At 57.9% G+C, this 10,261-nt stretch carries 11 protein-coding genes; 7 read left to right on the top strand and 4 right to left on the bottom strand.

The window, feature by feature from the left end; translation table 11 throughout:
* Positions 1-833 (bottom strand): IS110 family transposase (locus VFQ24_01345; GenBank protein HET9176985.1); only part of this gene is annotated, 833 nt, incomplete at its 3' end.
* Between the two features lie 394 nt (positions 834-1,227).
* Here VFQ24_01345 and VFQ24_01340 point away from each other — a divergent pair.
* From VFQ24_01340 to VFQ24_01325, 4 genes are all read left to right on the top strand, one after another.
* Positions 1,228-1,743 carry a hypothetical protein gene (locus VFQ24_01340; GenBank protein ID HET9176984.1) on the top strand — a complete coding sequence of 172 codons (516 nt, stop codon included), beginning with the start codon at positions 1,228-1,230 and terminating at the stop codon, positions 1,741-1,743.
* 103 nt (positions 1,744-1,846) lie between these two features.
* A complete protein-coding gene (locus VFQ24_01335; protein ID HET9176983.1) occupies positions 1,847-2,398 on the top strand; it encodes a twin-arginine translocase TatA/TatE family subunit in 552 nt (183 codons plus the stop codon).
* Complete coding sequence (tatC, locus tag VFQ24_01330) at positions 2,340-3,158, top strand: twin-arginine translocase subunit TatC (protein HET9176982.1); 819 nt, start codon at positions 2,340-2,342, stop codon at positions 3,156-3,158. The genes VFQ24_01335 and tatC overlap by 59 nt, the downstream gene beginning before the upstream one ends.
* Complete coding sequence (locus VFQ24_01325) at positions 3,145-4,083, top strand: M28 family peptidase (protein HET9176981.1); 939 nt, start codon at positions 3,145-3,147, stop codon at positions 4,081-4,083. Before tatC ends, VFQ24_01325 begins: the two co-directional genes overlap by 14 nt.
* A gap of 203 nt (positions 4,084-4,286) precedes the next feature.
* Here VFQ24_01325 and nadB read toward each other — a convergent pair whose 3' ends face one another.
* Positions 4,287-5,936 (bottom strand): L-aspartate oxidase, encoded by a 1,650-nt coding sequence (nadB, locus tag VFQ24_01320; GenBank protein HET9176980.1) that lies wholly within the window; start codon positions 5,934-5,936, stop codon positions 4,287-4,289.
* A 142-nt stretch (positions 5,937-6,078) separates the two neighbouring features.
* Between nadB and aroB the strand changes: the two genes are divergently transcribed.
* Positions 6,079-7,167 carry a 3-dehydroquinate synthase gene (aroB, locus tag VFQ24_01315; protein HET9176979.1) on the top strand — a complete coding sequence of 363 codons (1,089 nt, stop codon included), beginning with the start codon at positions 6,079-6,081 and terminating at the stop codon, positions 7,165-7,167.
* Positions 7,160-7,918, top strand: a complete 759-nt coding sequence (gene ubiE / locus VFQ24_01310; protein ID HET9176978.1) for a bifunctional demethylmenaquinone methyltransferase/2-methoxy-6-polyprenyl-1,4-benzoquinol methylase UbiE — start codon at positions 7,160-7,162, stop codon at positions 7,916-7,918. Before aroB ends, ubiE begins: the two co-directional genes overlap by 8 nt.
* Before the next feature lie 14 nt (positions 7,919-7,932).
* Here ubiE and VFQ24_01305 read toward each other — a convergent pair whose 3' ends face one another.
* Positions 7,933-8,577 carry a hypothetical protein gene (locus VFQ24_01305; GenBank protein ID HET9176977.1) on the bottom strand — a complete coding sequence of 215 codons (645 nt, stop codon included), beginning with the start codon at positions 8,575-8,577 and terminating at the stop codon, positions 7,933-7,935.
* Between the two features lie 55 nt (positions 8,578-8,632).
* Positions 8,633-9,220: a hypothetical protein gene (locus VFQ24_01300; protein HET9176976.1), complete on the bottom strand. Its 588-nt coding sequence runs from the start codon at positions 9,218-9,220 to the stop codon at positions 8,633-8,635.
* Positions 9,221-9,521: 301 nt separating this feature from the next.
* Here VFQ24_01300 and VFQ24_01295 point away from each other — a divergent pair, with 301 nt between their 5' ends.
* Positions 9,522-10,163, top strand: a complete 642-nt coding sequence (locus tag VFQ24_01295) for an MBL fold metallo-hydrolase (protein HET9176975.1) — start codon at positions 9,522-9,524, stop codon at positions 10,161-10,163.
* Positions 10,164-10,261 lie beyond the last annotated feature (98 nt).

Genomic DNA, 10,261 nt, shown 5'->3' with positions numbered 1-10,261 from the left:
GCGACCAGGGCAGGCATGTAGAGAGCGCGTCGCAGGTGCTTGTTGCCGGCCTTGGAGATGCGCGGCTTCTTTTCGACCGAGGAACCCGAGCTGTGCTGGCGCGGATCGAGCCCGGCGTAAGCCACCCACTGGCGCACGTCCATGCCGGCGGGCAGCAGGGCGAGTTCGGCCAGGGTGTGCAGAGCGCTGGTCGTGCCGAAACCGGGAATCGAGAGCAGCAGTTGGTAGCGGCGTCCCAGCTCCGGATCCGAGATCACGAACTCCTGCGCGGCCCGGGTCAAGCGTTCGATGGCGCGTTGCTGAGTTGCGATGCTGCGCTGGATGTCGCGACGAATGATCGTCGGCAGAGCCTCGGAGAGCGAGGCGGCATGGAGCCGATTCTTTTCCGCCGCCAGCATTCCGGTCAGCGCCTCCAGGCGGCGCGCCACGGAGACCAGCTTGAAGGCTGCGGGCGAAGGCGGACGCCAGGCGACGAACGGCATGCGGGCGGCAAACTGGCGCAGCACTTCGGCGTCCAGGCGGTCGGTCTTGCTGCGCTCCATCATGGCCTGAGCGAAATGGCGCGCGGCCCTGGGATTGGCCACCATCAACGCCATCCCTGCCTGATTGAGGCAGAGCGCCAGATCCAGGCCGTAGAGGCCGGTCGATTCCATGACGATGCGCACCGGCCGCTGCCAGCTCTTGAGCCAACGCAGCACCGCCTGATGGCCTTCGGCCGTGTTGGGAAACTCGCGCGGCGATGCCGCACGCCCCTCGGGACCGAGCGCCACCAGCAGCGTCCGGGCACTGACTTCGATGCCACAAGGATCAAAACTCGAAAGGGAGTTGTTCATAGGAGCCTCCTGCGATAGGCTGAGGCTTCGGTTCCCCGACCCTGTATCGTCTCCCGCCGGGCTTGCGAATGCAGGCTGTCCGCGCAGGCGGCGCCTGAGATTCTTCCACGGCGTCGGAGATGAGGGCGGGGGGCCGATCTACCCGACAGGCTCACGATCCCGCCTCGGCGGGATCGTGCCTCAGCGCGAAACGGCCTCCCCGAAACCTCCTCCGCCCATCGAAACAAGTTTCCTCTCATTGATGGGGAAGATACAAGCGAGGACCTCCGGGGCTGGCGCAGAGGTGGTTTCTGTCTCTGTGATCAGCGAAGCTGAACGGGGCAAGAATGGCGCGGCAAAGAATTGTGAAGGATGAAGGATGAAGGATGAAAAAAGCATTGGGGAGTGATGAGTGATGGTCCTTCTGAATGATCGCCATGGACCGGATGGCGTGAAGCTGAACGGAAACGTCCCGCTTCGCGGGATCGCAGACTCGACAAGGCGCGAATCTGCGCCACCCGCCCGGAGGTGTTACTTATCGGCAGCAGGTGACGGCACAGTCTTTGAAATCGAGAGCTGGGTGGGAACCGCTATTGATTTCCGTATAGACTCCCGGCGCGACGCAACAGAAAACAGGTGTGCAAAGTCCCTGATGGTTTCCAGGGAATTCGCGACCGGTGCCGGGCTGGAATTGGGCCTGCTTCGCAGGCAGGTTATGGCGATTCTGGGGCCATCGACAGTCGTTAAGGGTCAACGCCTGGAGCTTGGGCAATCCATCGACCGGCCTCTCACACTGCGCGGGAAGTTACACTTAGAAGAAAGCGGACCGCCATGGGGCGCGAAGCCCGCCCACATCATGGATAGGGTTGAGGTCGGGCTTTCCAAATCAGAGGTTGTGTCGATTGATGTGCTGCACAACGCGGCTGATTAAAAGGCTGGTCGCGCATCTGTGAAGGTGGCGGGATCAACTGAAAGATCGTGATGCCGGGCTTTAACTGGCGGGGCGCGCGGCCTCTTTTTTTGAAGCGCCACACTTGCTTGACAAGCAGGGGAGCGTCCCCTATGATGCAGAAGAGAGGTACGTCTTGTTCAGCGGCGGTTTCACTGAAGTCGGATTTATCTTATTCATTGCCTTTCTTCTTTTCGGGCCGAAGAAGTTGCCGGAGATTGCGCGCGTACTCGGCAAGGGGATGGGAGAGTTGCGCCGCGCTTCCAATGAGCTGAAGAGTTCGCTGGAAGAGGAGATTCGAAATCTCGATCGCAAGGATGATGAAGTCAGTTACTCCGGCCACGATTACTCAGAAAATGGATACTCTGAATCTGAACATGAGTACTCCGGACATGAGTACCCTGAACACGAGACGCACCACTATTCCGAAACGGAAGAGGAAGGCTTCAACGACCACCCGGAAGAGACGCACGAACTGAGCGTAGAGTCCGAAGGGACGGCAGTGACCGATCAGTCTGAAGAGACGGAGACGGCACGAAGCGAGCAGTCCGAAGGCGATCTGGAGCCGGCTCCTGAGTATGGCTACGACTATTCAGAACCCTCCCAGCAGGAACCCGAACCACGGCCCCGAGGATGACGATTCCAGCGGCAAGCAGATGTCGTTCCTCGAGCACCTTGAGGAACTTCGGAAGCGACTGGTCCGCAGCGCCGTCTCCGTCTTCGCCGGCTTCTTAATCTGTTTCTATTTCGCCGACAATATCTACGGCCTCCTGGCCAAGCCGCTGACAGACACGCTTCAAAGTCTGCACATGGCGGACAAGCTTGTTTATACCAATCCCGTTGATCCTTTCAATTTGTACATCAAGCTTTCCATCGTAGGCGGAATCTTTCTGGCCTCGCCCTTTATTCTGTTTCAGTTGTGGCTGTTCATTTCTCCCGGTCTTTATCGTCACGAAAAGAAATACATCTGGCCGTTTGTGGGACTGTCGTCCGGCCTGTTTTTTACGGGCGGATTTTTTGCCTACCGGTTTGCTTTCCCCGCGGCCCTCAGGTTTCTGCTGGAATTCGGCAATCGCTTCACCCCCATGATTACCATTCATGAGTATTGGGGACTGGCGCTGACCATCATCCTGGGCGTCGGCGTCGTTTTTGAGTTACCGGTTGTCATCCTGCTGCTCTCCATTTTTGGAATTGTCACGCCAAGGTTCCTGATCAAGAACATCCGCTATGCGGTCATCATCACAGCCGTTGTGGCGGCGGCTCTGGCTCCCACGCCGGATTGGACCACGCTGTTTATGTTCTGGATGCCGCTGGTGGGTCTGTACTTTGTCAGCATTGGTCTCTCGTGGCTCGTCTACTACCGGAAAAACTGGATAAAGCGGCATGAGAAGACTTAGCGGCGGCAAACTTCCATCCCTGCTGTTTCTGCTCACGTTTCTGCTGGCTTTCCTGGCGAGCGCTTCGAAGGCTCGTGCGGCGGACGCCTATGCTTTTAACGGCGGCCGCGCCTTTGCGGACCTTCAACATCTGGTGTCTTTTGGCCCGAGGCCTGTTGGCTCCAGTGCCCTGGAGGCTTCCCGCGCCTGGATCATTGGGCAACTGGAGAAATCCGGCTGCAAGGTTGTGCAGGACAGTTTTGTCGGGGCCACCCCTATTGGCAAGATTCCCATGGTGAACCTCATCGCCGAAATTCCCGGCAACGAGCCGAAGCGCATCATCATGATCGCCGGCCACTATGACACCAAGCTGGAGAATTCTTTCCGTTTCGTCGGCGCAAACGACGGAGGATCAAGCGCGGCTTTTCTGCTGGAAATGGCCCGCGAACTGGCCCACACGCGGCACAAGCTGACTTACTGGATCGTGTTTTTCGACGGCGAGGAAGCGGTCCGGCAGGAATGGGCTGGCGACGATAACACCTACGGCAGCCGGCACTTTGTCCAGAAGCTGACGGCGAACGGGGAATTGAGCCGAATTCAGGCCATGATTCTTGTCGATATGATCGGGGACGCGCACCTGGATATCCACTGGGACCAGAATTCCACCTCCTGGCTGAACAAACTTGTCTTTCAGCAGGCGGACAGGCTGGGCTATTCAAAGTATTTTCTGCGCCAGCCCATCGCGGTTACTGATGACCACATTCCTTTTGTCAGCGCCGGCGTATCCTCTGTCGACATCATCGATTTTAATTATGGGCCCAACAACAGCTACTGGCACACGGCGCAGGATCTGATCCAGCATTGCAGCCCTTCCAGCCTGACCATTGTGGGCCGCGTGGTGAAAGCGACGCTCAGTGAGCTTGAAAGCTCGCCTCGCATCCAATAGTAACCCTCCCGGTCATCAGGGCCGGACGACCTCCACCTCTGGGCACGGCTCTCATGTTGCTGAAAAAATCACAGCGAGACGTCATCCTGACCCCGCGAAGCGGGAGAAGGATCTGTTTTGTTCAGTAAAATACAGCAGATGCTTCGCTGCGCTCAGCATGACGGGCGGCTTTTTTCAGCAACCTGTTAGACCAGCCAAAGGGACTACTTGTGAGAAGATGCTGGTTTTTCACTGAAACCAGCCGGCAGATCCTGCGAGAAAATAACCGCAGCATCTTTCTTGACGAAGGAGTGGCGGGGAGGCGTTGAATCGTCCCTGAAGGGCATGTCGGTACGGTAGTGGGCGCCGCGGCTTTCTATACGAGCCAGAGCCGAGGAGGCGATCAGGCGCGCGACGGCCAGCATGTTCTGAGCTTCGTGGCATTGCCGGTCCAGCGGGACCGGTTCTGGAATGGAGAGCTCTTCGAGGTGGTGCACAGCTTCAGTCAAGGCTGATTTCTCGCGGATGATTCCAACCTTGTCCCACAAAATTTCGCGTAGGGTCTTCACAACCTGTGGGATATCGGTGAAGGAGGTGGTTGAAGGGCTATTCGCATGCCGGCTGCCCTTGGATTCATCCACTTTGAACTTTGCGCTGGCGCCCTTGGAGTGTGAATGGCAGGAACGCCTGCGGGCGCTCGCGCCGGCGCGCGCACCGAACACCAGTCCTTCCAGCAGGGAATTGCTGGCAAGGCGATTGGCGCCGTGCACCCCTGTGGAGGCCACTTCGCCAGCGGCGTAAAGCCCCTCCAGCGACGTGTTGCCGTTGAGGTCGGTGGCGACTCCACCCATGGCGTAGTGGGCGGCGGGGCGAACCGGAAGAAGATCGGCGGTGATGTCCAATCCGTATTGCAGGCAAGTAGCGTAGATTCTGGGAAAACGGCCCCTGACGTGGTCTCCCTTCAGGCCGGTCAGGTCAAGATAAACGAACTCTGTGCCGGTCTTGCGCATCTCCATGACGATGGCGCGGGAGACGATATCCCTGGGCGCAAGCTCGGCGGCCTCGTGGTAATGAGGCATAAAACGATGCAAATCGACATTTCTCAGAACGGCGCCCTCGCCCCGCAACGCCTCAGAAAGCAGGAACCGAGGAGCGCCTTTTGCGTAGAGAGCGGTAGGATGAAACTGGATGAATTCCAGGTCGCTCAACAGCGCGCCGGAACGATAAGCGATGGCAACTCCGTCACCGCAGGCAACGCCGGGGTTCGTGGTTTCCTTGTAGACCTGCCCCATGCCGCCGGTTGCCAGCACCACGCCATTGGCTTCAATGGCCCGCAGGCGTGAGGCCTTTGTGTCAATGTAATTGACTCCGGCAACTTTTGTCCCGTCCAACAAGAGATTGGTTACAAAGGTGTGCGGCCGGATTTCAATATTGGGAAGCGTCTTGACTTTCACCATCAGAGCCCGCAAAATCTGGGCGCCGGTTGAATCTCCATGAGCGTGCAGAACGCGTGAGCGACTGTGAGCTCCCTCGCGCGTAAAGGCCAGTTTGGTCCCTTCTCGATCGAACTCCATGCCCCAGTCGATCAGCTTTTTGATTTCACGCGGCCCCTGTTCGACAAGGATCTTCACGCCTTCTTCACGGCACAAGCCGTCGCCGGCTTGCAGGGTATCCTGAAGATGGAGGTGTACTTCGTCATCTTCGGCAAGCGCGGCGGCAATGCCTCCCTGTGCGTGTTCGGTGCTCGATTCGTAGATATCGCCTTTGGTCAGAACCAGGACTCGGGCGGCGTCGGCCAGTTCAATAGCTGCGCGCAGTCCAGCGATGCCGGCGCCAAGGATAAGGTAATCGACCTGCTCGTTTTTCTCGTTCATAGGGATCATCACCATCATACGCGGCGTCGGGCAACCCCGCAATATGTAGCCCGGCGGTCAGCGCCGGTCGGGAATCTGCCTGGATTCCGGTGGTATGCTATTTGTTTTCATTTACACTCAAGAGAGGACTGATCAGGAACGCATGCGACGACTTCGAGTAAAATCTCGTGATTTTGAATACCGCGTTGTGGCCGGGCGCGGCGCCTGGAGCGCGTTTCAGCACTTTCCGCACCGGAAATACTCTTCCATATTCGTACTGACGGAACGAGCGCTCTGGAAGCGCTGGGGAGCGAACTTCCTGAAAGCCAGCCAGTTGATTGCTCCAACCGAGATCTTTGTTCCTTCGGGCGAGAACTCAAAGAGCATCAGAATGGCGGAACAGGTGGCCGCAAGACTGCTGAAGAAAAGGGCGGACCGGCATTCTCTTCTCATCGCGTTCGGTGGGGGCGTGGTGGGTGACCTGGGCGGGTTCGTCGCTTCCACTTACATGCGCGGGATTGACTATGTCCAGGTGCCGACCACGGTGGTGGCCCAGGTGGACAGTGCCATCGGCGGCAAGACCGCCGTCAATGTTGGCGAGATGAAGAACCTGATTGGGACGTTTGCGCCGCCGCGCCTCGTGCTGGCTGACCCCGTGGTGCTGAAATCCCTTTCTCCGAGGGCGTATCTTTCCGGCTTCTACGAAGTTGCGAAGCATGCGGTGCTTTCCGGCCCGTCGTTGTTTTCGCTGATGGAGAAGGCCGCCGGCAGGCTTCGCCCCGGCTTGGACGGAACGCTGGACACTCTGCTGGTGCGGGCGGCGCAGGTGAAAGTGGATATCGTCAATCGCGACGAGCACGAAGCTGATTTGCGCCGGCTCTTGAACCTGGGCCACACCTTCGGCCACGCGCTGGAAGAAGCCACAGGGTACCGGCGGTTTCTCCACGGCGAGGCGGTGGGTTGGGGGCTGCTTTGCGCGGCACGACTGGGAGTGCTCCTGAATATGCTGGACGCAAAAGAGGCTGAACGGATCTCCGCACTGGTCAGGAGTATCGGCCCTTTGCCTTCCATTCGTGACCTGTCGCCGGCGAAAATCCGGAATCTTTTCCCCCGCGACAAGAAGGCCATTGCAGGCCAGATCCACTGGGTGGTGCCGGAGAAAATCGGTAAGGTCAGCATTGTGCGCGGCGTCCCGATCGGGGTTGCGGTTGAAGCGCTGCGCAGCGTACAACAATCGGAGGTCTATGGTTAAGGCGAACCCCTTGGCGGCTGGCGGCGCCACAGTCGGCAAAGGTGCGGACGAACGGGCTACTGCATCCGCAGTTCGGAGCATGTTTGCGACTGTAGCGCCGCGTTACGATCTGCTGAACCATCTTCTCTCTGCCGGGGTTGATATCGGCTGGCGGCGCGCAACCGTCAGGTCGCTTAAGCCAGTGTTGTCCAGGCCATCATCCGTGGTGGCCGATCTCTGTTGCGGGACCGGAGATTTGGCGCTGGCTCTGAGACGAGCTTCGGAAGGTGCAGTGCTGGGGACCGATTTCTGCCATCCCATGTTGCAGCGTGCCCGGAAAAAATCGGTGCGCCTGGGCCGAAGCACCAACTTCCTGGAGGCGGATACGCTGCGACTGCCCTTCCGTGACGCGTCACTCGACGCTGTGACCATCGCTTTTGGCTTCCGCAATCTCGTGAACTACAGGCGCGGGATTCAGGAAATGAGGCGGGTGTTGCGGTCGGGAGGCATGGTGGCGATTCTGGAGTTTTCGCACGTCACCTGGCCTATTTTTGGCCCGCTGTTCCGTGCTTATTTTCGACGCGTGCTTCCGCGGCTGGGCGCGTTGATTTCAGGAGTTCAGGGTCCCTACCAGTATCTTCCGGATTCGGTATCACGTTTTCCGGACCAGGAAGCCCTTTCAGACCTGCTTCGGGAGGAAGGTTTCAGCGGGGTCCGCTACAGGAATTTCACCGGTGGGGTGGCGGCCCTTCATCTGGGAGAAAAGGGGTAGGTCTGCCTGGTTGCTTATTGGCCGGCTGTTGGATCTTTCTGAATCCATCCCTGGGGCGCGCCGCTGTCGTTGAATTCCTTTTCAAGCTGGCCCATTGCCCGCTGAGCTTTTTCCATGGCGGCGCGTTTGCCCTCAAGCTCGACGGTCGAAGCATCAATGCGGCCATTCAGTTCTCTTGAGCGCCCCGGATTGAGTTCCCTTGCCTGCTGAACCTGAAGAAGCTGAAGTTCATCCTCCACTAGAGTTTGTTCTTCCTTGGCGTGGGTCAGGCGCGCGTGCGCGGCCCTGAACCTTGCCTGCCAATACTCTTTGGACTTCTCGATGCTTCTTTCCTTCTCAGGCACCGCCGCAGGTGCGGCTGTCTGCGTCCCACTGGCTGTTGCTTCGGCCGGCGGGGAAGGTGGTGAAGGTTTCATTTCAGGCGAAGATGTCGTCTGTATTGAGGATTTCAGAATTGAGATGGGCGGCATTCTGGCGATGTCATCGTTGGTAAATACTTTTTTGAAGGGAACTTCACCCTTCTTCTCCCCGGCTTGCCGCTCCCTGCGGCACTGCCGCGCGACTTCGCCAAGGGACTGCGCCGGAGTGGTTGCAGCAACAGGAAATAGCAGGCCGCCCAGAAGGACCAATGAGAGCCTCGAGTGAATGGTTTGGGTCATGGTCATTGTTGCGGCTGAAAATCGAATATCCTGCGGGTGAGGGTTGCAAAGTCCATTATCGGATCCAGCCCGGGTCGCCTCGTTCGCGACGAAGCTCTTGTTGCAAGTCGTCCATCGCTTTTTGATCGTCGGCGACCGCCTGCTCTGCGTTTGCGATTTTGGCACGCAACTTGTCCACGTCCGCCTGGAAAGCCGGGGTGCTTTCCTGGTCCAGAGTTTTCTGGGGGTCGGGATAGTACTGCACCCTTGCGAGCCCCAGTTGCTGTTTCAAGACGGCGAGCTGGCGCTCGTGCAACTCCATCTGCGACCGGATCTTTTCAGCTTTTGAGCGAAAATACTTTTCGCCGTGTTCCCCGGAGGCAGCAGTCTGGGTAGCGCTTTTCTTTCCAGCTTGCGCCTCCTCTTCCGCTCCTTTTTCGAGCCTGACCGACGCTATCCCCAACGAACCTCGGGAAGGCAGATTGTCGTTAGTAAATACGGGAGCCGGCTTCTGTTCTTGCTTTTCCCGCTCGGCTTTCAACTGGCGTGCGATTTCGCCAAGTGATGGAGCCGTTGTGGACTCTTGGCCTCGGGCGGGCGAGCTTAACACGAAAATCAGGCCAATCAGAAATAAGCAAGCCGCCTGTTTCACATTATTTCGCATCCGCTCGCCCCTGCCCGGTGTTGGCGACTCCTCACGGGTTGAGCCGCCAACCTGTTCCCCTAACTTTATTAGTCGGCAACGCACTGCGAAGAGGCCATTATATTATTCTAATGTCCGTCCCCGGATAGTGCTGCCTGCCGCGGATAAATCCGTCCATCCTGACTTATACAGCAACCTTTTGCGAACGATTCTTCCCGCTCAAAGTCGAAATCGCCATTTTTTGATATTCTAAACTGTTTAGCTCTTACAAATGGGCATGGCGGGCAAGCAGGCGCCAGCATCTTGCATAGGAGGCTTTGCAATGAAGATTCTAAATCTCGATTTCACGCGAATCGCGCATGACACTTTTCGGATTGCAGGCTCGAAGGTGATTTATACGGACCCGTTCAAGGTGGTTAAGCAGGACCAGGCGGACATCGTTCTCTTGAGCCACGAACACTTTGATCACCTCAGCCTGGACGATCTCCATAAAGTTTGCACGCCTGAGACCACCATTGTCGCGAGCCCCGCATGCAAGGAAGGCCTGCAAAATGTAAAGGCGAAGGCAAAGCATTTTGTCGCGCCCGGCATGAAACAGACCGTTGGCGAGGTGGTAATTGAAGCAGTCCCGGCCTACAACGTCAACAAATTTCGGGAGCCCGGGAAGCCCTTTCACCCAAAGGATGCGCAGGGTGTGGGTTTTGTGTTTGAAACGGACGGAACGCGTGTCTACTATGCCGGCGACACGGATTTTATCCCAGAAATGAAATCCATCCAGTGCGACATAGCGTTATTGCCGGTGTCGGGGACGTATGTGATGACGGTGGAAGAAGCGGCCAAGGCGGCGCAGACCATTAATCCTAAAATTGCCGTCCCTATGCACTATGCAGCCATCGTCGGGACCGACGACGACGCAAAGAAGTTCAAGTCCATAGTGACCAACTGCGAGGTCCAGATCGTCTGATTCCGTAATGGGTCGGTCTCCCCGAAGTGCAAGACCGCTTGTGCGCGCCGCACGGCCATTGCCTGGCGCCGCGAATCACTTCCAGGCGATACGAGAGA

The sequence above is a fragment of the Terriglobia bacterium genome (genome assembly GCA_035712365.1).
Taxonomy (GTDB): Bacteria; Acidobacteriota; Terriglobia; order UBA7540; family UBA7540; genus SCRD01.
The sequence above is the reverse complement of the archived record's forward strand: the minus strand, read 5'-3'. Positions and strand labels throughout refer to the sequence as shown.

Bases quoted from the DNA above. Each gene is read 5' to 3' on its own strand.
- VFQ24_01325 (HET9176981.1), top strand. From the start codon at position 3,145: ATGAGAAGACTTAGCGGCGGCAAACTTCCATCCCTGCTGTTTCTGCTC.
- nadB (HET9176980.1), bottom strand. From the start codon at position 5,936: ATGAACGAGAAAAACGAGCAGGTCGATTACCTTATCCTTGGCGCCGGC.
- VFQ24_01300 (HET9176976.1), bottom strand. From the start codon at position 9,220: ATGCGAAATAATGTGAAACAGGCGGCTTGCTTATTTCTGATTGGCCTG.
- VFQ24_01295 (HET9176975.1), top strand. From the start codon at position 9,522: ATGAAGATTCTAAATCTCGATTTCACGCGAATCGCGCATGACACTTTT.
- tatC (HET9176982.1), top strand. From the start codon at position 2,340: ATGGCTACGACTATTCAGAACCCTCCCAGCAGGAACCCGAACCACGGC.
- VFQ24_01340 (HET9176984.1), top strand. From the start codon at position 1,228: ATGGTCCTTCTGAATGATCGCCATGGACCGGATGGCGTGAAGCTGAAC.
- aroB (HET9176979.1), top strand. From the start codon at position 6,079: ATGCGACGACTTCGAGTAAAATCTCGTGATTTTGAATACCGCGTTGTG.
- VFQ24_01305 (HET9176977.1), bottom strand. From the start codon at position 8,577: ATGACCCAAACCATTCACTCGAGGCTCTCATTGGTCCTTCTGGGCGGC.
- ubiE (HET9176978.1), top strand. From the start codon at position 7,160: ATGGTTAAGGCGAACCCCTTGGCGGCTGGCGGCGCCACAGTCGGCAAA.